Genomic DNA, 23,508 nt, shown 5'->3' with positions numbered 1-23,508 from the left:
TGTTCGTGACCGGATGCATCGGCATCGCCGATGGATCGCTACCCTGGGGGCATGGCTGCCGATCTCGACCTCACCCGCCTGCGCGTCCTGGCGGCGGTGGCCCGCACCGGGTCCGTGACCGCGGCCGCGCGCGAGCTGCACTACGCCCAGCCGTCGGTGAGCCACCACCTGGCGCGGCTCGAGGCCGAGGCGGGCATCCCGCTGCTGCAGCGCGTGGGGCGCGGGGTCCGGCTCACCGAGGCCGGCCGGCTGCTCGCCGCCCGCGCCGACGAGATCCTCGGCCGCGTCGAGGGCGCACGGCGCGAGCTGGACGCGCTGGCCGGGTTGCGGGCGGGCCGGGCCCGGCTGGCCGCCTTCCCCTCCGCGCTGGCCACCCTGGTGCCGGCGGCCATGGCCGCGCTCGTGCGCGACCACCCCGGCCTCGGCGTCGGGCTGGTCGAGGCCGAGCCGCCCGAGGCGGTGGAGGCGCTGACCGCCGGCGACGTCGACGTCGCGCTCGTGTTCGAGCACACCGACGCCGTGCACGCCCGCGGCATCGACGACCTGTCACGCTTCGAGGTCACCCCCGTGCTCGACGAGCCGGTGCACCTGGTGCGCCCGGCCGCGGGGGCCGACGGCGACGGGTCCCACGCCGGAAAGACCACCGTCGGCGGGTCCCACGGCGGCGGGGCCACCGTCACGGGCGGCCGGGCGGACGGGCTGCCCGGACCGTCGCTCGAGGGCCTGTCCGACGCCGACTGGATCGCCGGGTGCGCCCGCTGCCGGGCCGACCTGGTGGCCCGCTGCGCGGCCGCCGGGTTCGCCCCGCGCATCGCGTTCGAGACCGACGACTACGTGGCGGTGCAGGCCCTCGTCGCCGCGGGCACCGGCGTCAGCCTGCTGCCCGCGCTCGCGGTGCGCGCCCACCGGCACCCCGGCGTCGTCACCCAGCCGCTGCCCGGCGCGGCGCGCCGGGTCCTGGCGCTCACCGTCGGCGCGCCCACGCCGCCGGCCCGCGAGCTCGTGGCACGCCTCGTCGTCGCCGGGGCGGCCGCGGCCGCCTGAGCCGGCACCCGCGGCGGGTGCACCGCGCGGCGGGTGCGCCGCGCCGCCCTACGGTGGGTGGCATGCCCCTGGACCGGCCGCAGTGGCCCGCCGGCTGGCTCGCCTGGTGGGCCACCGACGACTACGACGTCGCGCGCGAGGTGCTGCAGCGCGGCGTCGCCGCGCTGCTGTGCCTCGCCTTCGTCCAGGCGCTGCTGCAGTTCCGCCCGCTGCTCGGCGACCACGGGCTGCTGCCGGTGACCCGGTTCACCGAGCAGGTGCGGTTCCGCGACGCGCCGTCGCTGTTCCACTGGCGCTACAGCGACCGGCTGCTCGGCGCCGTCGCGGGCCTCGGCGTGGTCGGCGCGGCGAGCGTCGTCGTCGGCCTGCCCCAGGCGGGGCCGTGGTGGGTGCCGGCCACCGTGTTCCTCGTGCTGTGGGCCTGCTACCTGTCGATCGTCAACGTGGGCCAGCGGTTCTACGGCTTCGGCTGGGAGATGCTGCTGTGCGAGACGGCGTTCCTGGTGGCCTGGCTCGGGGCGCCCGGGGTGCCCGTGGCGTTCGGCGTGGTGCTGGCCGCCCGCTGGCTGCTGTTCCGGCTCGAGCTGGGCGCCGGGCTCATCAAGTGGCGCGGCGACCGCGCGTGGCGCGACCTCACCGCGCTGGACTACCACCACGAGACCCAGCCGATGCCGGGCCCGTTCAGCTGGCACGCCCACCACCTGCCGCGCTGGTGGCACCGCACCGAGGTGGTGGGCAACCACGTCACGCAGCTGCTCGTGCCCTGGCTGCTGTGGCTGCCGCAGCCGCTGCCCTCGGTGGCGGGCCTCGTCGTCGTGGTCACCCAGGGCTGGCTGGTGCTCACCGGCAACTTCGCGTGGCTGAACTGGGCGGCGATCGTGCTGGGCGCCGGCATGGTGTCCGACGGCGTGTGGCGCGCGCTGCTGGGGTGGCTGCCGCTCGCGCCCGCGGGCGCGGGCGCCGGACCGGGCGCCGGACCGGGCGCCGACGTCACCTCCGGCGTCCCCGGGTCCTACGTCGTCGTGGTGTCCCTCGTGCTGGTCGTGCTGGTCGTGCTGTCCGTGCGGCCCGCGCTCAACCTCGCGTCCCGCCGCCAGCTGATGAACGCGAGCTTCGAGCCGCTGCGGCTGGTCAACGCCTACGGGGCGTTCGGGTCGGTCACCCGCCGCCGCGACGAGGTGGTGGTCGAGGGGTCCGCCGCCGCGCACCCCGGCCCCGACGACTGGCAGGAGTACGCGTTCCGCGGCAAGCCCGGCGACGTGCGGCGGCGCCCGCCGCAGGTGGCGCCCTACCACCTGCGGCTCGACTGGCTGATGTGGTTCATCCCGCTCGGGTCCGGCGGCCTGCTGTGGTTCGAGCGGTTCCTGGTGCGCCTGCTCGAGGCCGACCCGGCGACGCTGCGGCTGCTGCGCCGCGACCCGTTCGACGGGCAGCCGCCGCGGTGGGTGCGCGTGCGGCTGTTCCGCTACCGCTACACCACGCCCGACGAGCGGCGCCGCAGCGGCGCGTGGTGGGTGCGCCGCGAGATCACCACGCTCGTCGACCCGGTCAGCCTCGCGACGCTGCGCGGCACGGCCCGCCGCTGACGGCGCGTCACACGAGCGAGTCGCGCCAGGCGGCGTGCAGCCGCGCGAACCTCCCGTCGAGCTCCACCAGCTCCTCGGGCGACCCGTCCTCGACGACCCACCCGTGCTCCATGACCAGCACGCGGTCGGCGATCGCCACGGTGGACAGCCGGTGGGCGATGATGATCGCCGTCCGGTCCGCCAGCAGGGTCTGCAGCCCGCGCTGCACCAGCCGCTCGCCCGGGATGTCCAGGGAGCTCGTGGCCTCGTCGAGCACCAGGACGGCGGGGTCGGCCAGGAACGCCCGGGCGAACGACAGCAGCTGGCGCTGACCGGCCGAGACGCGCCCGCCGCGCTTGTTGACGTCCGTGTCGTAGCCGTCCGGCATCGCCATGACGAACTCGTGCGCGCCCACCGCCCGCGCCGCGGCCTCGACCTGCGCCTGCGAGGCGCCCGGCCGGCCCAGCGCGATGTTGTCCCGCACCGAGCCGCTGAACAGGTACGCCTCCTGGGTCACCATCACCACGGCGCGGCGCAGGTCCGGGGTCGACAGGTCGCGCACGTCGACGCCGTCGAGCAGCACGCGGCCCTCGCTGGCGTCGTAGAACCGCGTGACGAGCTTGGCCAGGGTCGACTTGCCCGCGCCCGTGGTGCCCACCAGCGCGACCGTCTGGCCCGCGGGGATCGTCAGGTCGAGGTCCGGCAGCACCACCGGCCCGTGACCGTAGCGGAACGTCACGTGCTCGAGCCGCAGCTCGCCCCGCGCCGCGGGCAGGGCCACGGGCCGGGCCGGCTCGACGACCGTCGGCTCCTCGGCCAGCAGGGCGGAGACCTTCTCCAGCGCGGCGGCCGCCGACTGGAAGGCGTTGTAGAACATCCCGACCTGCTGGATGGGCTGGAAGAACCGCTTGACGTACAGCAGCGCCGCGACGAGCACGCCGACGTCCAGCTCGCCGGTCAGCACGCGCCAGCCGCCGTAGGCCAGCGCCGCCACCACGGTGAGGTTGCCGATGAGCACCAGCCCGGGCTGGTAGCGGCCGTTGAGCGAGAACGTGGCGTAGTTCGCCGCGCGGTAGTCCTCGGCGAGCGCGCCGTAGTCCTGCTCGGTGGTCGCCTCGCGCCGGAACGCCTGCACCGCGCGCATGCCGGTCATCGTCTCGACGAACTTCACGATCACCCGGGCCGAGGCGGTGCGCTGGCGGCGGTAGAACACCTGCGAGCGCTTCTGGAACCAGCGGGTCAGCGCCAGCGCCGGCAGGAAGGACACCAGCAGCACGACGCCGGAGCGCCAGTCGAGCAGCGCCAGGCTCACCGCGGTGAAGACCATGACCAGCACCGACGACACCACGCCCGTCAGGCCCCCGTCGAGCAGCTCGCGCAGCGCCTCCAGGTCCGAGGTCTGCCGGGAGATGATCCGCCCCGAGGTGTAGCCCTCGTGGAACTCCAGGCTCAGGCGCTGGGTCTGGCGGAACACCCGGCGGCGCAGCTCCAGGAGCACCGCCTGGGAGATCACCGCCGCCTGGCGCACGTACGCGCCGCCCGCCAGGCCCCCGACCACCGCGGCGAGCACGAACAGCGCGCCGTACACGGCCAGCGGCGCGCCGTCGCCGTCGTCGAGGGCGGGCAGCGCGTGGTCGATCGTCACGGCGACCAGCGCCGGACCGGCCACCTGTCCGAGCGTCGAGGCGACCACGAGCACGCCCGCCCAGCCCAGGCGGCCGCGGTGCGGGCGCAGCAGGTCGCCGAGCAGCCGCAGGGACCGCGAGCGCGCCGCGCGGGACTCGGCGCCGCTCAGCGGCGCGTCCTGCGGCGCCGCGGCCGTCGTGGTGCTCACAGTCGTGCTCCCGTCGCCTCGTCGTCCAGGGTGGTCTCGCGCGTCGTCGCCGCGTCGCCGTCGCCCTCCGCCGTGGCGTCGGCGAGGGCGCCGACGCCGTGCTCGGCGGCGTCGTCCTCGAGGCTGGAGATGACGTAGCGGTAGTGCGGGTCGGTGGCGAGCAGCTGCGAGTGCGTCCCGACGGCGCGCACCCGCCCGTCCTGCAGCACGGCGACCCGGTCGGCCAGGGCCACCGTCGAGGGGCGGTGGGCGATCACCAGGGACGTGGTGCCGGCGAGCACGTCGCGCAGGCGCGCGGTGACCGCCTCCTCCGTGGCCACGTCGAGCGCCGAGAGCGGGTCGTCGAGCACCAGCACCCGCGGGCGCGCCGCGATGGCCCGGGCCAGCGCCAGGCGCTGGCGCTGGCCGCCGGACAGCGACAGGCCCTCCTCGCCGATCCGGGTGTCCAGACCCTGCGGCAGGTCCTCGACGAACCCTGCCTGGGCGACCTCGAGCGCCTCGCGCAGCCGCCGCTCGCGCTCCGGGGCGGGCAGGTCGTCGTCGACGCCCAGGAGCACGTTCTCGCGCACCGAGGCGGAGAAGAGGGTGGGGTCCTCGAACGCCACCGCGACGGCGCGGCGCACGTCGGCCCGGCGCATCCGCCGCACGTCGACGCCGTCGAGCTCCACCGCCCCGGCGGTGACGTCGTACAGGCGCGGCACCAGCATCGCCAGCGTGGACTTGCCCGACCCGGTCAGGCCGACCAGCGCCGTGGTGGTGCCGGCGGGCAGCTCGAGGTCGAGGTGGTCCAGCACGGGCGTGGCGGCGTCGTCGTGCCGGAAGGTGACGTCGCGCAGCACGACGCGGCCCTCCGGGGCGGCGGGCACCTGCGGGTCGTCCGGGTCGGTCAGCGGGTTCACCGTGTCGATGACCTCGAAGAACCGGTCGACGGCGGTGCGGGCGTTGAGCGTCATCGACAGCGTCATGCCGAGGTCGACCACCGGCCCGTTGATCACCGCGGCCGTGGCGAAGAACGCGGTGAGCGCGCCGACGGTGATCTGGTCGGTGTGGGCCAGCCACGCCCCCAGGACGAGGCAGACGGCCAGCGTCAGCTCCGGGATGAGCGTGAGGGCGACGTTGATGCGCGCCTGCTGGCCGGCCTTCGCCAGCTCGGTGCGCCGCAGCTCCTCGGCCTGGCCGGTGAACGACTCCAGCGCGTCGCGGCCGCGGCCGAAGGCCTTGAGCACCCGGATGCCGTGCACGGACTCCTCCACGGCGGTGGCCAGGTCGCCCGCCTGGTCCTGGGACCGGCGGGAGATCGCGCGGAAGCGCCGCGAGAAGCGGAACACGATCACCGTCACGGGGATCGCGCCGACGAGGTAGACCAGGCCCAGCCATCCCGTGGTGGCCACCAGCAGCCCGACGCCGACGACGACGGTGGCCGTGCTGACCACCAGCTGCAGCAGCCCGAAGACGAGCCAGCGCCGCAGCAGGCCCAGGTCGGTCATGGAGCGCGAGAGCAGCTGCCCGCCCGCCCAGCGGTCGTGGAACGCCACGGGCAGGTCCTGCAGGTGGCGGAAGAGCACGCCGCGCATCACGGCCTCGACCCGGGTGCCGGGCAGCATGACCAGGCTGCGGCGCAGCAGGATCAGCCCCGCCTCGGCGAGGCCGAGGGCGAGCACGAGCGCCATCGCCGACCACAGCGCCCCGGCGTCGTGCGTCCGGGCGCCGGCGGCCAGCGGCCCGTCGACGACGTGCTGCAGCACGCGCGGGATGGCCAGGGCGGCCAGCGAGGCGCCCAGCGCGGACAGGCCGCCCCCGACCAGGCGCGGCAGCGCGGGCCGCACGAACGGCAGCAGGCGCCCCAGCGCACGGACGGTGGAGGCGTCGGCGCCGGGCGCACCCGAGCCTCGGAACGTTTCGACGGCGGGTCGGGGCGTCGGGTCAGCGGTATCCGGTGGCATCCCTCACATTCTGCACCCGACCGCCGACGCTCGTTGCCCGGGTCATGCGCGCGGGCGCGCCGCGGCCCCTCCCGCGGCGGGGCGGGAGGGGCCGTGGCAGGGGGCTCGGCGCGCGGGCCGGGCGGCGCACCCGGCAGCGGCCGGGCGTGCGGCTCAGCGCGCCGTGGCGAGGGTGTCGAACGGCAGCGAGTCGAGGTCCAGGCGCGGGTTCTGCTCCTGGGTGGCGACGAGGCGCTGGGCCTCGGCGCGCGACTCCACGGCAGGCATCGCGCCCGGCAGCGGGCGCGCCGCGGACTCGCGCAGCAGGGCCACGGCCACCGCGCCCACGGCGGCGGTGCCGACGAGGTACCAGGCCGGGGTGAGGCTGTTGCCGGTGGCCTGCGTGAGCGCCTCGATGATCAGCGGCGAGGTACCGCCGAAGACGGCGACGGCCACGTTGTAGCTCAGGCCCATCGACCCGTACCGCACCGCGGTCGGGAACTGCGCCGGAAGGGACGAGGCCAGCGTGCCGACCAGGAACGTCACCGGGACCGCCATCAGGGCCAGGCCGGCGAGCGTCGACCACACGGCGCCGTGCGCCAGCAGCAGGAACGCCGGCAGGGCGAGGACCGCGAGCGCGCCGCTGCCGATCCACAGCACGGGGCGGCGCCCGATGCGGTCGGACAGCCGGCCCGTCAGCGGGATGCACAGCGCCATCACCACGAGCACCGGGATGGTCAGCAGCGTGCCGTGCACGGCGTCGTAGCCCAGCGTGTCGGTGAGGTAGGTGGGCATGTACGAGGTGAGGGCGTAGCCGGCGGTGTTGGCCGCCGCCACGAGCAGCATGGCCACGAGGATCGGCTTCCACTGGGCGCGCAGGGTGTCCTCCGGGCGCGCCGGGATCTCCTTGGCCGCCTGCTCGGCGATCTCCTGGGCCTCGCGCTGGGCCTGGAACGCCGGGGTCTCCTCGATGCGCAGGCGGAACCAGATCGCCACGGCGCCGAGCGGGCCGGCGATCAGGAACGGGATGCGCCACGCGCCGTCGAGCATGGCCTGCTGGCCGAGCGTCAGCTGCAGCACGGACACGACCGCCGCACCGATGGCGAACCCCAGGTAGGAGCCGAGGTCGAGGAAGGACGCGAAGTACCCGCGGCGGCTGTCCGGGGCGTGCTCCGAGACGAACGTCGTCACGCCGGCGTACTCGCCGCCCGTCGAGAAGCCCTGCATCAGCTTCAGCACCACGAGCAGCACCGGGGCCAGGGCGCCGATCTGCGCGTAGGTGGGCAGCAGGCCGATCGCGAAGGTCGAGGCGGCCATCAGCACCAGCGTCACGGCCAGGACCTTCTGGCGCCCGACCCGGTCGCCGATGCGGCCGCAGATGATGCCGCCGAGCGGGCGGGCCACGTAGGTGGCCGCGAACACGCCCAGGGAGAACAGCACCTGGACGCCGGAGGCGGCCTCGGGCAGGAACACCGCGCCCATGGTGACGGCGAGGTAGCCGTACACGCCGACGTCGTACCACTCCATGGTGTTGCCGACGACGGTGCCGCCGACGGCACGCCGGAGCATCGAGCCGTCGACGACGGTCACGTCGTCGACCCGCAGGCGGCGACGCCGCCCGGGGCGCCGCCCGGCGCCGGGCGTGCGGGCCTCGCGGCCCGACCCGCCGGACGACCGGACGTCGGTGAAGCTGGGGTCCGTGACAGAGGTCATGGTTCCTTCCGTGGCGGCCCATCGGTGCGTGCGCGCACCGCCGGAGATCCGCACGTGAGAGGGGATGGGCGGGGCCCTGCTGGGCACCCGACCTCGGACAACGGGCGTCCACTTTACCGAGACCTGACCGAACCACCATGAATCCGCCATGGCTGTGACGGTTTTCTGACACGCCGCGCGGCGCGCTGACCTGCGGCGGAGCCTCTCGCAAGGGCGAGTTCCGTGGCATGGGTCACACGGCGCCAGGGCGGGTGTCGCGGACGCGCCCCGAGCGGCGCGGGTCCGTAGGCTCGTGACGTGCAGGAACGCGTCCCGACCCCGTCCCGGCCCACCCCCGCGCCCAGCCCCTCCGACGCCCCGTCGACCGGTCCCGCGAGCGGCCCGGCGGGCACCTCCCCGGCTGCGCGGGACGCGCCGTGGCCGGCGGCGGCCGTGCTGCGCGCCGCGGCCGAGTGGACGTGGGTGCCCGACGGCGCCGAGACCGTCGCCGGGGACGTGCGGCTCGTCCGCTACCCCGAGTGGTTCTCGACCGGCGCCCTCGCCTCCCAGGTCGACTCCGACCGCTCCCCCGCCGAGCTCGTCGACGAGGTAGTGGACCGCACCCGCGCCTGGCGCCGTCCCAGCGTGGGCTGGTGGGTGACCGACGGCGACCGGCCCGCCGTGGAGGACGAGCTGCGCCGCCGCGGCGCGGTGCACGAGGACACCGTCGCCGTGCTCGCCCTGCCCCTCGACGGCGGCGACCCGGACCTCGCCGTGCCTGCCGGCGTCACGGCGGAGCTGGTCACGACGGGCGAGCAGCTGCGGGAGGTGGACGCGGTCAACGTGCCCGTGTGGGACCAGCAGCCGCTCACGCCCGAGCGGTTCGACGCCGACCTGGCAGAGCTGCGGCGGGGCCTCGCCGAGGCGGCGGGGCTCCGCGTGCTCGCGCGCCTGCACGGCCGCCCGGTGTCCACCGGGGGCGTCACGCTGGCGGACCCGCCCGCCGGGTGGCCGGGACTGGGCCGCGTCGCGCGCCTCTGGGGCGCCGCGACGCTGCCGGACGCGCGCGGACGCGGCGCCTACCGCGCGGTGCTCGCCGAGCGGCTGCGGCGCTCGCGCGCCCTGGGCGCGTCGCTCGCCCTGGTCCAGGGCCGGGTCGGCACGTCGGCGCCCGTCCTCGTCCGGGCCGGCTTCCGCCGGTACGGCGAGGAGCGGCTCTACCGCCTCGCCGTGTGACCGTCTCGGGCGTCCCGCACCGGCACCGAGACCGGGACCGGCACCGGCACCGGCACCGGCACCGGCACCGGCACCGGCCCAGCGCACCGGCAGGTGACGTCCCTACGATGCCCTCATGGAGCTGATCGTGGGTGCAGGGGCAGCCGTCGTGGTGGCGGGCACCGTGCTGGCCGGCATGGTGTTCGGGCGCGGCCGCCGCAAGCAGCGCCGCCTGGCCGAGGCGCAGGCCCGGGCCGCGGAGCTCGAGCGCCTCGCCACCGAGGCGGGCTCGGCCCTGGTGCGCACCGACGAGCGCGTGCGCCTGGCCGAGGACGAGCTGGGCTTCGCCGTCGCGCAGCTCGGCGAGCGGGAGGCGCAGGACCTCGCCGCCGCGCTGCAGAAGGCCCGCGCCCGGCTGTCCGAGGCGTTCCGCCTCAACCAGCTGCTGCACGACCACGTGCCCGACACCGACGCCCAGCGCCTCGAGTGGAACTCGCGCATCGTCGAGCTGTGCCGCTCCGCGGACGCCGCCGTGACCGAGCAGACGGCGGCGCTGGCCGAGCGCCGCGCCGCCGTGCGCCGCACGCCGTCGGCGATCGAGCAGGTCCGCGCGGAGGCCGAGCGCGTGCGCGGCCTGGTGCCCGAGGCCCGCGAGACGCTCGCCGCGCTCGTCGACCGGTACACGGACGCCGCGCTCCAGCCGGTCGCGGCGAACCCCGACCAGGCCGAGCGGCTGCTGCAGTTCGCCGAGCGCAGCGCCACCGTGGCGGGCAAGAAGCTCGCGGGCGACCGCGGCCGGGACGCGGACGCCGCGGTGCAGGCGGCGGCCGAGACCGTGCGCCGCGCCGAGGGTCTCCTCGAGGCGGTCGAGCAGTTCGAGATGGAGGCGCTGCGCGCCGAGAGCACGCTGGGCGCGATGATCGCCGAGTCCCGCGCGGAGCTCGCCGCCGCCCGCGCGATGCCCGCCACCGCGCGGTCCGGTCGGATCGACGCAGCGGTCGCCGGCCTCGAGCAGGCGCTCGCCGACCTGCCCGGTCCGGGCGAGCGCACCGACCCGATCGGCTCCCTGACGCGCGTGCGGCAGGCCAACACGGCGCTCGACGACGCCGTGGCCGCCGTCCAGGAGGCCGGCCGCCGCGCCGAGCAGGTGCGCGCGCAGCTCGCGACGGCGCTCGACGACGCCCACCGGCAGGTGAGCGCCGCGCGGCAGGTGGTCGACGACTACCGCGCCCCGGTGGGCCCCGACGCCCGCACGCGCCTCGCCGAGGCGGAGCGCGAGCTCGCCGAGGCCTCCGCCGAGCGCGACCCGGAGCGCGCGCTCGGCGGCGCCCGGCGCGCGGCGTCCCTGGCCGCCGAGGCGCGCGCGCTGGCCCACCGGGACCTGGCCCGGCAGCAGGGCTACCCCGGCGGCTACGGCGGCGGCTACGGCGGTGGGTACGGCTGGGAGGGCGTCCCGCGGGGCCGCTCCGGGTCGGGTGACATGCTCGGCGGCATCCTCGGCGGCCTGGTGATCGGCGGGATGCTCGACGGCCTCGGGGACATCGGGGACCTGTTCGACTGACCCGCGGGGCGGGTCAGCGGGTCGCGGCCTGCAGCGTGGCGACGTCGACGCCCACGAGCCGCGCCAGCATGGTGACCACGCCGTGCTCGGCGTTGGACGGGGCGGTGAACCGCGCCCGCTCGCGCACCCGCGGGTGGGCGCCGGCCATCGCGAAGGACAGGTCGGCGGCGTCGAGCATCTCCAGGTCGTTGAGGTAGTCGCCGAACGCCGCCGTCTGCGCCGGGGCGATCCCGAGCGCCGCCTGCAGCCGGCGCACCGCGGCGCCCTTGTTCGCCGCGGCGGCCATGACGTCCACCCAGTGCCGGCCGGAGACGACCACCTGCTGCTCGGGGCGGAAGCGCGCCAGGGCCGGGGCCGTGCCGGACTCCGCGTCGCCGAAGTCGTAGACGGCGATCTTGAGCACGTCGTCCTGGGGCGCCAGCAGGTCGTCGACCTCGGCGAGCTCGGCGTAGTAGCGGCGGGCCTCGGCGAGGAACGCGGGGTCCGTGCGCTCGACGTACGCCGAGCGCTTGCCGCACAGCACGACGCCCACGTCGCGGGTGGCCGCGAGCGCCCGCAGCGCGCCGACCACCTCCACGACGGTGGCGCGGTCCAGCGTCACGGACGCGAGCTCCGCGCCGTCGCGCACCACGTACGTGCCGTTCTCGGCGATCACCGGCATGCCCTCGAGGGCGCCGGCGAACGTGCGGGCGAGCGTCGCGTACTGCCGGCCGCTGGCGGGCACGAGCAGCACGCCGCGCTCGCGCAGCTCGCCCAGCAGCGGCCAGAGCGTGGCGGGCACCTCGCCGTCCGGGTCGAGCAGGGTGCCGTCCATGTCGACGACGGCGAGGCGCAGGTCCCGCGCGTCGGGCACCCGGACGGGCACCGGCGCGGAGGCGGCGGGAGTCTCGGAGGCGGCGGGCAGGGGGGCGGTGGAGGGGGCGGCGTCGGTCACGCGCCCCATCCTGCCCCTCGCGGCGCGGCGTCTCCCCCGCGTCACTCCCCCACGAGCCCGTCGAGGGCCTCGCGCAGCAGGTCGGCGTGCCCGTTGTGCCGCGCGTACTCCTCCACCAGGTGCACGAGGATCCACCGCACGCTGAACCGGCCGCCACCGTGGCGGTCCTCGCGCACCGACAGGGTCGCGAGGCCCTCGGGCCCGGCCAGCGCGGCGTCGAGCGCGCGGTCCGAGGCCGCCACGGCGTCGTCGTGCAGGGCCCGCAGGGCGGCGGGGTCGTCGCCGGCGGCGCTGTGCCACTCCCAGTCGGGGTCGTCGTCCCACGGCGCGGTGTCGAAGGGTGGGCGGCGCGCGGCGCCGCGCAGCACCACGCCGGTCCAGTGGTCTCGACGTACGCCAGGTGCTTGAGCAGCCCGCCGAGCGTCATGGTGCTCGGCGGCAGCGGGGCGCGCAGCTGCGCCGCCGTGAGGCCCGCCGTCTTCCAGCGCAGGGTGGCGCGGTGGTGGTCGAGGAAGGCCCGCAACGTCGCGGCCTCGTCGGCCCGCAGGGGCGGGTCCGCCCGCTCGCGCGGGCCGGGGGCGACGTCGGGCGGCGGGGTCGGCGGCACGGCCCGGACCCTAGCCGACCGGGCCGACCACCGTGCACCCGGCGTGGCGCGGCAGCATCGCGCATGCTGAGGCGCATGCCGCATCCCACCCGGACCCTGCACACCCGCGCCGGCGACCTCACGGTCGTCGGGCACGTCACCCCGCCCGTGGGCTCGGGCCGCGCGGTGGTGCTGCTGCACGGTGTCGGGTCGTCCGCGCGGGCCTTCCGCCGGCTCGTCGACCGCCTCGCCCCGCACGCCGCGGTGCACGCCCTCGACCTGCCGGGGTTCGGCGACGCCCCGCACCCCGGCCGTGACGTCACCCTCGCCGAGCACACCGACCTCGTCGCCCGGTACGTCGCCGAGCACGTCACGGGCGCCGGCCTGGAACCGCCGGTCGTGCTCGGCCACTCGATGGGCACGCAGGTCGCGGGCCAGCTGCTCGCGGACCACCCGGGCGCGGCGGCCGGCGCGGTGCTGCTCGGGCCGACTGCCGACCCGCGTGCCCGGTCGATCCCCCGGCAGGCGGCGCGGCTGGCGCTGGACGCGCTGGGCGAGCGCCCGCGCGCCATGGCCGTGCTGCTCGTCGACGTCGTCGTGCGCTGCGGGCCGCCGTACTACCTCGCCCAGCTGCGGCACGTCGTGCGCCACCGCCTCGAGGACGTGCTGCCGCGCACGGACGCCCCGGTCCTGGTCGTGCGCGGGCGGCACGACCCCGTCGCGCCGCAGGCCTGGGCGGCGCGCCTGGCGTCGCTGGCCCCGCGCGGCGCGCTGCGCACGGTGCGCGGCGGCCACCACGCCATGGACGCCGACCCGCAGGGGCTGGCGGACGTCGTGCGCGAGGCGTGGGCCGCGACGCCGCGGGGCGCGCGGTGAGCCCCGGGCGGCGGCGCGCGGCGGGCGGGCTCGTCTCCCGGCTGGGGGCGTGGGCGGCCGACTACGCCTACGCCGGGTGGCAGCAGGCGCGGCACGTGCTCGCCCCGCCGGCGCTGCCGACCGGGCCGGGCGGCGGCGCCCCGGTGGTCCTGCTGCCCGGCATCTACGAGACCTGGGAGTTCCTGCTGCCCGTGGCGCGCCCCCTCGCGGCGGCCGGCCACCCGCTCGTCACCGTGCCCGAACTGCGCTTCAACGACCGCCCGGTCCCCGAGGCGGCCGACCGCGTCGTGGCCGCCCTCGAGCGCACCGACCTGCGCGGGGCGGTGCTCGTGGCGCACAGCAAGGGCGGGCTCATCGGCAAGCGCGTCATGCTCTCGCCGGCCGGTGGCCGGGTGGCCGGGATGGTGGCCGTGGCCACGCCCTTCTCCGGGTCGCGGTACGCCCGGTTCATGCTCGGCCGGGCGCTGCGCGCGTTCGACCCGCGCGACCCGGTGCTGCGGGCGCTGGCCGACGAGCTGGCGGTGAACCAGCGCATCGCCGCCGTCTACCCGCGCTTCGACCCGCACATCCCGGAGACGGGGCACCTGACGGGTGCCACCAACGTGGAGCTGCCGCTGTCCGGCCACTTCCGCCCCCTCGGCGACCCGGTGCTCGTCGAGCGGGTCGTGCGGGAGGTCGAGCGCCTGGCCGCCGACGTCCCGCGCAGCTGACGGGCGGGGCGTGCCGGCCCCGCCACGTCCGCCGTGGGCGGACACGGGAATGCGACCGGTCGTCTCGATGTCGTGATCGCTGGGCGCGCCGCCGGGGCGTGCCGGGAGGAGAGACCACGATGACCTCGCTGGACCGCGCGACCCTGCTGGTGACGGGCGCGAACGGAGGCCTCGGGCGCGAGCTCGTGCGCCAGGGGCTGGACCGGGGCGCGGCGCGCGTGTACGCCGCGGCACGCTCCCCGCGGGACTGGGACGACGACCGCGTCGTCCCCCTGCGGCTGGACGTCACCGACCCTGCCTCGGTGGCGCGCGCCGTCGCCGAGACCGAGGGCGTCACGGTGCTGGTGAACAACGCCGGCATCCTGCGCCGCGGCTCGTTGCTCACCGGCGACCTGGCGGACGTGCGTGCGCAGCTGGAGACGAACCTGGTGGGCCCGCTGCTGCTCGCCCGCGAGCTGGCGCCGCAGCTGCGGGAGCGCGGCGGCGCGATCGTCAACGTCGCGTCGGTGCTCAGTTGGCTCGCGATCGGCAACGGGTACAGCGTCTCCAAGGCGGGGCTGTGGGCGGCGACCAACGCGCTGCGCGCCGAGCTCGCGCCCCAGGGGGTGCAGGTGCTCGGCGCCTACCTCGCCTTCACGGACACGCCCATGAACGACGGCGTGCCGGTGGCCGGGCCGCTGAACGACCCGGCCGACGTCGTGCGGCAGATCCTCGACGGTCTGGAGGCCGGCGCCCACGAGGTGCTCGCCGACGACACGACGCGCGGCGTGCGGGCGGCGCTCTCGGCCCCGGTGGAGGCGCTGTACCCGGCGCTCGCCTGAGCCGCGGCGGCGCAGGAGGACGGCGGGGCAGGAGGACGGCGGCGCAGGAGCACGGCGGCGCAGGAGCACGGCGGCGCAGGAGCACGGCGGCGGGCCGGCCGGGCTGGTGCCCGGCCGGCCCCGCTCGTCAGCCGGCCAGGTGCCCCCAGCGGCCGGCCAGCTCGCGCCACGGCCCGACGTCGGCCACCTTGCCGTCCTCGAGGACGACGACCCGGTCGGCGCGGGCGAGCGCCGCGCGCTTGGAGGTGGCGCCCACCACGGTGGTGCCGCGGGCGCGCAGCGACTCCCACAGCTCCAGCTCGGTCGCCGCGTCCAGCGCGCTGGAGACGTCGTCGGCCAGGAGCAGCTCGGCGTCGGTGGCCAGGGCGCGGGCCAGCGCCAGGCGCTGCACCTGCCCGCCGGACAGCCGCACGCCGCGGTGCCCGACCATCGCGTCCGGGCCGCCGGCGTCGGCCACGTCGGCAGTCAGCCGGGCCGCCTCGATCGGCCCGACCACGTCGCGCGGGTGGTCGAGGCGCACGTTCTCGGCGAACGTGCCGGACAGCACGCGCGGGACCTGCGCGACGTGCGCCACCCGCCCCGGGCGCAGGAACCTCTGGGGGTCGGCGACGTCGGCGCCGTTCCAGCGGATCTCGCCGGTGTGCTCCATGAGCCCGGCGAGCGCCGACAGCAGGCTGGACTTGCCCGCCCCCACCCGGCCGAGCAGCAGCACCAGCTCGCCCCGGGCGAGCGTCAGGTCCACGCCCTCGACGCCCACGGTGCCGTCGTCGTGCACCGCGGACATCCCGCGCAGCTCCACCCGCTCGAGCCGGTCGCGGTGCTCGCGCGCCAGGGCGGGCGCGACGCCGGCCGCCAGGTCCACGCCGGGCGGCAGCGTCGCGAGGTCCGCGCCCGCGGCGAACCCGCTGGTGGCCTGCTGCCAGGCGCGGGTGCCGGGCGCCTCGGTGACGACGGCGCCGGCCACCGTGCCGAACCAGTTGAAGCCGCTGACCGCGCCCGCCACGAGCAGGGTGCTGGCCAGGTCCCACACGCCGGTGAGCAGCCCGACCCAGGCCGCCACGACGCCGACCTGGACCATGACGATCGGCACGCCGTCGAGCACCGCCTGGACGCGGTGCTCGAAGACTGCCGCCTCGACCCGCCCGGAGTCGACCCGGCGCAGGTGCGCGTGCACCTGCGGGGTGCGGGCGGCGAGCTTCACCGTGCGGGCGGCGTCCAGCGCGGACACCAGGGCGCGCCCGAACCCGGCGCGCGCCGCCGAGGAGCGCGCCGCGGAGCGGCCGGCGACGGGCCGGCCCAGCAGGGCGCACGCCGCGGAGACGACCAGCACTGCCAGCAGCACGGCGCCGGCCAGGAGCGACCAGCTCAGCAGCGCGGTGACGGCGACCAGCACGAGGCCGTTGACGAGGTCGACCCAGCGGTCGGCGTACCGGGCGAACCGGTCGGCGTCCAGGGCCCGGGCCACCACCTCGCCGGGCGGCGTGCGGCGCAGCCGGTGCTGGCGCGTCTGGCCGACCAGCACCGCCATCCGCACGCGCAGCAGCAGCTCGATCCACCACCGCGGGTAGACGCGGAAGGCCAGCGAGTTGCACAGCGACACGCACAGCAGCAGCACCACCATGACGGCCACGAGGGCGACCGGCGTGCGGCCGGCCTGCAGCCCGTCCACGGTGCGGCCCCAGAGGAAGCCGGTGAGCGCGCCCTGGGCGGCGAAGAGGCTCGAGGCGAGGAACAGCGCACCGCCGAGCAGCCCCCAGCGCGGGCGCACGACGAGCGCGTGCGCGATCCCGCGCGCCAGGCTCGGGCCGGTGCCGGGGTCCGCCAGCCGGGGCGGCGTGCCGGTGCGGCGGCGGGCGCCGACGGCCGGCGCCGGTGCGTCCGCCGCGCCCTGTGCCGGGCCCTCCGCCGGGGCACGGGACGCGGCACGGGGTGCGGCGCCGTCCTGCCCGTGATCCTGCCCGTGATCCTGCCCGTGATCCTGCCCGTGATCCTCCCCGTCGCTCCGCCCTGTCTCCTGCACCGTCTTCGGCACCGTCTCCTGCGCTGCCGCCTCCCCGGCCTCCGGCTCGGCCTGCTGCTCCGCGACGCGGCTGGCCTCGAGCAGGGCGCGGAACGGCCCGTCCGCGCGGGCGAGCTGCGTGCGCGGGCCCTGCTGCACCACGCGGCCGTGGTCGAGCACGACGACCTGGTCGGCGCGCTCGACGGTGCCGAGCCGGTGGGCGACGAGCACGCCGGTGCGCCCGCCGAGCAGTCGCTCGGCGGCGGCGACCACGCGCGCCTCGGTGAGCGGGTCCATGCGCGCGGTGGCCTCGTCCAGGACCACCACCTGCACGTCGCGCACCAGCAGCCGGGCGAACGCGACCAGCTGCTCCTCCCCCGCCGACAGCGACGTGCCGCCGGGGCCGAGCAGGGTGTCCAGGCCGTCGGGCAGCCCGGCCACCCAGTCCTCGAGCCGCAGCTCGCGCACGGCGTCCTCGACGTCGCCGCGCGGCACGTCGGCGAACAGCGCGATGTTCTCCGCCAGCGTCCCGGCGAGGATCTCGGTGCGCTGGGTGACGACCCCGACCGCGGCGCGCAGCGCCTGCAGGTCCATGTCGCGCACGTCGACACCGCCGAGGAACACCGTGCCCGGGGGCGGCTCGACGGCCCGCGACAGCAGCGAGGCGAGCGTCGACTTGCCGGAGCCGGTGCGCCCCACGAGCGCGACCGTCTGGCCGGCCGGCACGTGCAGGCGCACCCCCCTGCAGCGCGAACGTGCCCTCGGCGTAGGCGAAGTGCAGGTCGCGCACCTCGAGCGCGAGCGGCCCGCCCGGCACGGGCGCACCGCCGGCGGGCTCCGGCTCCGTCTCGAGCATCTCGCGGATGCGCAGGGTGGCGCCCAGGCCCTCCTGCAGGTCCGGCAGGTTGCGGGCGAGCTGGTCGAACTGGCCCACGAACGACGCGGTGACGAGAAAGAGGGTCACCAGGCGCGCCACCGGCAGGTCGCCCGCGGCCGCGAGCGCCACGCCGGCCACGGCGACGGCGGCCAGCAGCGCGTGCAGCAGGGTGCCGGCGCGCCGGGTCATGCGCGTCTCGACGACCAGCACGTGGTCCAGCGCCTGGTGCACGACGGCGGACAGCTCGGCCAGGCGGCGCACGGCGAACGCCTGGCCGAGGCTGGTGCGCAGGTCGTCGCGCGCAGCCACCGCCTCCTCGAAGGCGGCGGCGTTGTCGGTCCAGGCCCGCTCCTCGACCACCTTGCGGCGGGCGATCTCGCCGAGCGACGGCTTGACCACGAGCACCGTCACGCCGGCCAGCAGCGGGAACAGCAGCCAGGCGGGCCACCAGGTCACGCCGGCCACCACCCACATCGGCACGCAGCCGACCACGGTGCGGCCCATCCCCCACAGCTGGCGGCGCACCAGCGTGCCCACGGCGTGCGTGTCGTCGTCGACGCGGTCGAGCACCTCGCCGACCGCCTGCTCGGACAGGGTGCCCAGCGGCTGGTGCAGGGCGGCGCTGAGCAGGTCGCCGCGCAGGCGGCCCTCGGCGCGGTCGACGACGCCGGCCCAGGCGACCTGGCCGACGGTGTCGACGGCGGCCGCGCCGACCACGCACAGCGCCAGCAGCGCCACCCCGGCGACCGTCGCGTCCTCGGCCAGCCAGCCCGCCACGACGGTGCCCAGCGCGGCCCCGACGGCGCCCACGGTGAGCGCGACCAGCGCCGCCGCCGCCACGGGGCTGCGCAGCCGGCGCCAGTCGAGGGTGCGGGACGGGTCGTCGGGAGCGGGCGCGTCCGCGGGGCGGCGCGGGGCGGTGCGGGCGGGAGCGTCGATCATGATGCTCGCACCCTAGGCCCGCCCGCTGACCTGGCCGAAGGGCTTTTCCGGCGCCGGGCCCCGCACGCCTCGGGGCGGCCGATCCGGCGCACCCCCTCCCGGATCCCGCGCCCGGCGGGTCATGCTGGAGGCCTGCGGTGCGCCGGCGCACCGGCGAGGGGCCTCGTCGGGCCCGGCCGGCGAGGGGTGCGCCGCCGGACGACGGAGGGCGCGATGCCGGACACCACCGACGTGCTGTACCCGGGGCCCGAGGGCCGCCCGCCGGACGGCGCCCCGCCCGGCACCGCCCCGCAGGACGCCACCCCGCAGGGCGCCGCGACGGCGGGCGCCGACCGCGTCGCCGACGACGGACGCACCGGAGCCACCGGAGCCACCGCGCCCGACACCGCCCGGGACGTCCTGGCGCCGCTCGCCGAGCACCGCCGGCGCGTGCGCGTGCGCACGGTCGCATCCCGGGTGGTGCTCGTCCTGGCGGTGCTGAGCCTGCTGTCGTCCCTGCTGCGCGGCATGTGGCGGGTGCTCGCCGTGTACCGGGACGTGCTCCCCGACCTGCTGCCGGGCACCGCGACGCGGACGCTCCTCGTGGTGTCCGTCGTGCTGCTCCTCGCCGCCCGGGGACTGCGCCGCGGCAGCGCGCTGGCCTGGGCCGGCACGGTGGCGATGCTCGCGCTGGCCGGCCTGCTGCACCTCGCCAAGGGGTTCGACGTGCTCGAGGCGGTGCTCGTGCTGGGCGCCGCCGGGTGGCTGGCCGCCCAGCGGCGCGCGTTCCCCGTGCGCCCGGGCCGGCGGGCCGTCCTGGTCACGGCGCTGGTCGGCGCGGGCGTCCTGGCCCTGGTCCTCACCGTGGCGCTCGCCGCACGGGTGTACGTCGCGACGCGGGACCCGAGCGCCGCCCAGGTCGCCCGGGTCGACCGCTGGCTCGCCCCGCTCGACTACGCCGGCAGCGCGGCGTTCCTGGTCGTGCTGCTGTGGACCCTGCTCTCGCCCAGCCGGCCGGCCACCCCGTCGGCCGCCCAGCACCGCGCGGACCGCGAGCGTGCCCGCCGGGTCGTGCAGCGGCACGGCGGCGGGACGCTCGACTACTTCGCCCTGCGCGACGACAAGGAGTGGTACCTCGACGGCGACGCCGTCGTGGCGTACTCCGTGCGCGGCGGCGTGGCCCTGGTCTCCCCCGACCCGATCGGCCCGCCGGGCGAGCGCGAGCTGGCCTGGGCGGACTTCCTGGACCTCGCGGGCTCCTACGGCTGGTCGGTCGCCGTGGTCGGCGCCGGGCCCGCGTGGGTGCCGGTCTACGAGGCCTCGGGGCTGCGCGCCGTCTACCTCGGCGACGAGGCGGTGGTGGACTGCCGTGGGTTCAGCCTCGCGGGGTCGGCGCGCAAGTCGCTGCGCCAGGCGGTCAACCGGGTCGCCCGGGCGGGGTACACGACCACCTTCCACGACCCGGCCCGCCTGGACGAGCCGCTGCGCGCCGCGCTGCTGGCGATGAGCGGCGAGTCGCGCCAGGGCGAGGCCGAGCGCGGCTTCTCCATGACGCTGTCCCGGCTGGCCGACCCGGCGGACACCGGGCTGCTGCTGTCGGTGACCCGGTCCGCGCAGGGACGCGTGGACGCCTTCTGCCAGTGGGTGCCGGCGCGGGACGTCGGCGGCTGGTCCCTCGACGTGATGCGCCGGCGCACCGACGCCGACGACGTACCGAACGGGCTCGTCGAGGCCACCGTCGTCGCCACGATCCAGGAGCTCGACCGGCGCGGGGAGCGCGGGCTCGGCCTGAACTTCGCCGTGCTGCGCGAGGTCGTCGAGGGCGGCCGGGACTCCCGGCTCGACGCGCTGGTGCGGCCCGCGCTGCTGCGGCTGGCGCAGGGCACCCAGCTCACCACGCTCGCGTCGTTCAACGACCGGTTCGACCCGGCATGGCTGCCCCGTTACCTCGTGCTCGACTCCGTCGAGTACGTCGCCGCGCAGGCCGCGGTCGTCGCCGGGGCGGAGGGCGTCACCGAGATCCCGGTCCTGGGGCGGTTCCTGCGCGCCGGGGCACCGCGGTGACCGTCGCGGCGACCGTCGCGCTGGCCGCCGCCCTGGCCGCCGCCGTCGGCTACGGGGTGTCCACCGTGATGCAGGCGGTCGGCACGCGCCGCGCGCGCGGCCTGGCGGTCGCACGCCAGCCGCTGGTCCTGGCCGCCCTCGCGATCGACGGGGCCGCCTGGCTGCTCTCCCTCGCCGCGCTCGACCGGCTGCCGCTGTTCGTCGTGCAGACGGTGCTCGCGTCGTCGCTGGTCGTCGTCGTGCTGCTGGCGGCGCGCGTGCTCGGCGCGCGGCTGCGGCCCGTGGACGCCGCGGCCGTGGCCGCCGTCGTCGCCGCCCTGGTGGTGCTCGCCGCCGGGGCGGGCGACCAGCCGGCCGTCGCGCCGCCGCCCGGGTTCACCCCCGCCGTGCTGTCCGCCGGCGCCGTGCTCGCCGGCGCCGCCGTCGCGGCGTACCGCGCCGGGCCGCCGGCCCTCCTCGCGTGCCTCGGCGGCCTGGGCTACTCCGGCGCGGCCGTCGCCGCGCGGGGCAGCCACGCGGCCGGCGACCTGCTCGCGACGGTGCTGCAGCCGTCCGCGGCGGCGGTCGTCGTCTGCGGGGCCGTCGGGACCGTCAGCTACCTGCGGGCCCTCGAGCGCGGCACCGTGGGGGCGGTGGCGGCGGTCGAGGCAGTCGTCGAGGTCGTCGTGCCCGGGGCCGTGGGCGTGGCCCTGCTCGGCGACACCGTGCGGACGGGCTGGGCGGCGCCGGTCGCCGGCGCCCTCGTCGTCGCCGTCGCGGGGTGCGTCGTGCTCGCGGCCAGCCCCGCGAACGCCGCGACGGAGCAGGCCCCGGAGGCGCCGGCGGCGGCGTGACCCGCCCCGTCAGAGCAGGTGCAGGGCCCGCCCCGTCGCGAGCGCCTCGCTGCGCCGCGAGGCCCCGAGCTTGGCGTACAGGCTCGACACGTGCGTCTTGACGGTGTTCTCCGAGACGTACAGCGCGGAGGCGATGTCGGCGTACGTGGCGCCGCGGGCCAGCTCCATGAGCACCTCCCGCTCGCGCGGGCTGAGCACCGGGGTGAGCGCCAGCGGCAGCACGCCGTCCAGCTCGCGCGGGCTCGGCGTCGTGGCCGCGAAGCGCGCCCGCACGTCGGTGCGGCCGTCGGCGGCCCGCGCCAGCTCCGCGGCCCAGCTGCCGCTGTGCGTCGGCGGCACGACCTTGAGCATCGCGCCGATCGGGGTGCCGTGCCGCGTCCAGCCGAGGAACGGCGCGGCGTTGCGCCGGGCCGCGGTCTCGTCGACCGCCTGCGCGAGCAGCTCGGCGGCCCGGGCCGGCTCCCCGAGCGCGTCCAGCAGCTGGGCCTCGCAGACCAGGGCGAGCGCACGCGTCGCCGGCTGGGCGTACGTGGCGTCGCCGGCGGCCGCCTCGAACGCCTCGGCCGCCGCTCTCCGGTCGCCGTCCCGGTCGGCGCGCAGCCCCTGGACGAGCGCCGCCTCGCCGATCGCCCGCAGCGCCAGCAGCTCGGTGTGCAGCCCGTCGAGCGCCTCGCGGTCGCCGGCGAGGGCCGCCACCGTCGCCCGCTCCAGGGCCAGCGAGACCCGCAGGAAGTCGGGCAGCCGGGCGTCGACCGGGGCCCAGCCGTTGCCGGGGCTGGTCAGCAGGCGCTGCGCCTCGGCCACCGAGCCGGCCGCCAGCGCCAGGCGCGCGTCCCGGACCCGCATCCAGAACAGGGTGCACAGGTCGGCGCTGTGCACCCGCGCCTCCGCCCGGCGCCCCCAGGCCGGCGAGGCCGACGGCGCCGGCACGTCGAGCATCCGCGCCAGCGCCAGCGCCAGCTCCGCACGGGTCTCGACGACCGCCCGCTGGCGCAGGTCGTGCCGCGTCACCAGCCGCAGCGTCTCCGAAGCCAGCTCGGCGCACGCGCTCTCGCGCCCCCGCATGTACTCGGTGAGCGCCAGGTGGCTGAGCGCGCTGACCGCGAGCGCCGGCAGCCCGCGGCTGCGGGCCAGCGCCGCGGCCAGGCCCAGGCCGCCCTCGGCCTCGGTGAGCTCGCCCAGCCAGCTCTGCGCCACGGCCAGCTCGTGGACCAGCACGGCGACGGCGTCGGCCTCGGCGTCGACGGGCGCCGACCGCGCCGCGGCCACGACGCGTCCCGCGTAGCCCACGGCGGCGTACGTCGGCTCGAGCCCGAGCGCGGCGCGCCACAGCCGGGCGCACGCCGCCGGGGCGTCGGCCGCCGTGACGGCCCAGTCGTCGCGCACGTCCGCCTCACGCCCGGCCCCCTGCGCGTCCTGCAGCACCCGGTCGGCCCAGTGCCGCGCGCCGTCCACGTCGTCGGCGAGCCAGCGTCCCAGCGCGATCGTGAACCACGTGTCGGGCCGGCGGGCCACCACGTCCGGCTGCGCCCGGACGAACGCGGCGACCTGCGCGTCGCCGTCGCGCAGCACCAGCCGGACCCCGTGCTGGGCCAGGACGTCGGCGGCCTCGGACGGGGCGTCCACCCGCACGAGCCGGGCGAAGGCGCCCTCCGTCAGCCCGCGTGCCATGTCGAGCCGGACCGCCCGGATCACCGTCGCCCTCGCCCGGCGGCCCTCCACGCCGCCCGCCGCGAGGTTGCGGCGGCCACCTCCGCCAGGAGCCGGTGCACCCGGTACCGCGGCTCGTCGGCGGTCTCGGGCAGCAGGGGCGTGCGGTCCGGCCGGTCCTCGTCGCCCGTGTCGTCGCCCGCGCCGAGCGCCGTGCGGGACACGAGCAGGCCCGTGCTCTCCAGGTCGGCCAGCACGTCGGCGGCCCCCCGGTCGCGCGACAGGTGCGCGGCCGTCGCCTGGGTGAAGACGTCCTCCCCGGCCACGCACATGAGCAGGTGACGCTGCCGCGGCGTGAGATCGGCGAAGACGTGGCCCGCGACGCGCCGGGCGAGCTCGCCCGG

15 protein-coding genes and 2 pseudogenes are annotated in these 23,508 nt (G+C 77.5%); 9 read left to right on the top strand and 8 right to left on the bottom strand.

Annotated features, from left to right (window positions below):
* Window positions 1-51: 51 nt before the first annotated feature.
* Complete coding sequence (locus GSF02_RS13875) at window positions 52-1,044, top strand: LysR family transcriptional regulator (protein WP_159797504.1); 993 nt, start codon at window positions 52-54, stop codon at window positions 1,042-1,044.
* Window positions 1,045-1,106: 62 nt separating this feature from the next.
* Window positions 1,107-2,630 carry a lipase maturation factor family protein gene (locus GSF02_RS13870; protein WP_201308936.1) on the top strand — a complete coding sequence of 508 codons (1,524 nt, stop codon included), beginning with the start codon at window positions 1,107-1,109 and terminating at the stop codon, window positions 2,628-2,630.
* 7 nt (window positions 2,631-2,637) lie between these two features.
* On the opposite strand, the gene GSF02_RS13865 is transcribed toward GSF02_RS13870, so the two are convergent.
* From GSF02_RS13865 to GSF02_RS13855, 3 genes are all read right to left on the bottom strand, one after another.
* Window positions 2,638-4,443 carry an ABC transporter ATP-binding protein gene (locus tag GSF02_RS13865; RefSeq protein WP_159797502.1) on the bottom strand — a complete coding sequence of 602 codons (1,806 nt, stop codon included), beginning with the start codon at window positions 4,441-4,443 and terminating at the stop codon, window positions 2,638-2,640.
* The gene (locus GSF02_RS13860; protein ID WP_159797500.1) at window positions 4,440-6,386 is read right to left on the bottom strand and encodes an ABC transporter ATP-binding protein; all 1,947 of its coding nucleotides are present in this window, start codon (window positions 6,384-6,386) and stop codon (window positions 4,440-4,442) included. The genes GSF02_RS13865 and GSF02_RS13860 overlap by 4 nt, the downstream gene beginning before the upstream one ends.
* 153 nt (window positions 6,387-6,539) lie before the next feature.
* Complete coding sequence (locus tag GSF02_RS13855; RefSeq protein WP_159797498.1) at window positions 6,540-8,078, bottom strand: MFS transporter; 1,539 nt, start codon at window positions 8,076-8,078, stop codon at window positions 6,540-6,542.
* A gap of 297 nt (window positions 8,079-8,375) precedes the next feature.
* Between GSF02_RS13855 and GSF02_RS13850 the strand changes: the two genes are divergently transcribed.
* Both GSF02_RS13850 and GSF02_RS13845 read left to right on the top strand, forming a co-directional pair.
* On the top strand, window positions 8,376-9,293 hold the full coding sequence (locus GSF02_RS13850; protein ID WP_235915576.1) for a hypothetical protein: 918 nt from the start codon (window positions 8,376-8,378) through the stop codon (window positions 9,291-9,293).
* Between the two features lie 115 nt (window positions 9,294-9,408).
* Window positions 9,409-10,833, top strand: coding sequence for a coiled-coil domain-containing protein (locus tag GSF02_RS13845; RefSeq protein WP_159797496.1), 1,425 nt, complete (start codon window positions 9,409-9,411; stop codon window positions 10,831-10,833).
* A 13-nt stretch (window positions 10,834-10,846) separates the two neighbouring features.
* Here GSF02_RS13845 and GSF02_RS13840 read toward each other — a convergent pair whose 3' ends face one another.
* Window positions 10,847-11,698 (bottom strand): Cof-type HAD-IIB family hydrolase, encoded by an 852-nt coding sequence (locus tag GSF02_RS13840; protein WP_328799032.1) that lies wholly within the window; start codon window positions 11,696-11,698, stop codon window positions 10,847-10,849.
* Between the two features lie 110 nt (window positions 11,699-11,808).
* A pseudogene (locus GSF02_RS13835) lies at window positions 11,809-12,458 on the bottom strand (DinB family protein).
* On the opposite strand from GSF02_RS13835, the gene GSF02_RS13830 reads away from it, so the two are divergent.
* From GSF02_RS13830 to GSF02_RS13820, 3 genes are all read left to right on the top strand, one after another.
* On the top strand, window positions 12,450-13,229 hold the full coding sequence (locus GSF02_RS13830; protein WP_159797492.1) for an alpha/beta fold hydrolase: 780 nt from the start codon (window positions 12,450-12,452) through the stop codon (window positions 13,227-13,229). The pseudogene GSF02_RS13835 and the gene GSF02_RS13830 sit on opposite strands and share 9 nt — an antisense overlap.
* The gene (locus GSF02_RS13825; RefSeq protein ID WP_159797490.1) at window positions 13,226-13,939 is read left to right on the top strand and encodes an esterase/lipase family protein; all 714 of its coding nucleotides are present in this window, start codon (window positions 13,226-13,228) and stop codon (window positions 13,937-13,939) included. The genes GSF02_RS13830 and GSF02_RS13825 overlap by 4 nt, the downstream gene beginning before the upstream one ends.
* A gap of 119 nt (window positions 13,940-14,058) precedes the next feature.
* On the top strand, window positions 14,059-14,760 hold the full coding sequence (locus GSF02_RS13820) for an SDR family oxidoreductase (protein ID WP_159797488.1): 702 nt from the start codon (window positions 14,059-14,061) through the stop codon (window positions 14,758-14,760).
* Window positions 14,761-14,887: 127 nt separating this feature from the next.
* On the opposite strand, the pseudogene GSF02_RS13815 reads toward GSF02_RS13820, so the two are convergent.
* A pseudogene (locus GSF02_RS13815) lies at window positions 14,888-18,578 on the bottom strand (ATP-binding cassette domain-containing protein).
* Window positions 18,579-18,791: 213 nt separating this feature from the next.
* Between GSF02_RS13815 and GSF02_RS13810 the strand changes: the two are divergent.
* Entirely contained in the window at window positions 18,792-20,621 is a 1,830-nt protein-coding gene (locus GSF02_RS13810; protein ID WP_159797486.1) for a bifunctional lysylphosphatidylglycerol flippase/synthetase MprF, read from the top strand.
* A complete protein-coding gene (locus tag GSF02_RS13805; protein WP_159797484.1) occupies window positions 20,618-21,454 on the top strand; it encodes a hypothetical protein in 837 nt (278 codons plus the stop codon). Before GSF02_RS13810 ends, GSF02_RS13805 begins: the two co-directional genes overlap by 4 nt.
* A gap of 9 nt (window positions 21,455-21,463) precedes the next feature.
* Here GSF02_RS13805 and GSF02_RS13800 read toward each other — a convergent pair whose 3' ends face one another.
* A complete protein-coding gene (locus tag GSF02_RS13800; RefSeq protein WP_159797482.1) occupies window positions 21,464-23,125 on the bottom strand; it encodes a helix-turn-helix domain-containing protein in 1,662 nt (553 codons plus the stop codon).
* Between the two features lie 20 nt (window positions 23,126-23,145).
* A partial coding sequence (locus tag GSF02_RS13795; protein ID WP_159797480.1) for a hypothetical protein occupies window positions 23,146-23,508 on the bottom strand: 363 nt, incomplete at its 5' end.

The sequence above is a fragment of the Puerhibacterium puerhi genome (genome assembly GCF_009846865.1).
GTDB classification, from domain to species: Bacteria; Actinomycetota; Actinomycetes; order Actinomycetales; family Cellulomonadaceae; genus Puerhibacterium; species Puerhibacterium puerhi.
Note: the sequence above shows the minus strand (reverse complement) of the source record. Positions and strands in the feature narration are given on the sequence as shown.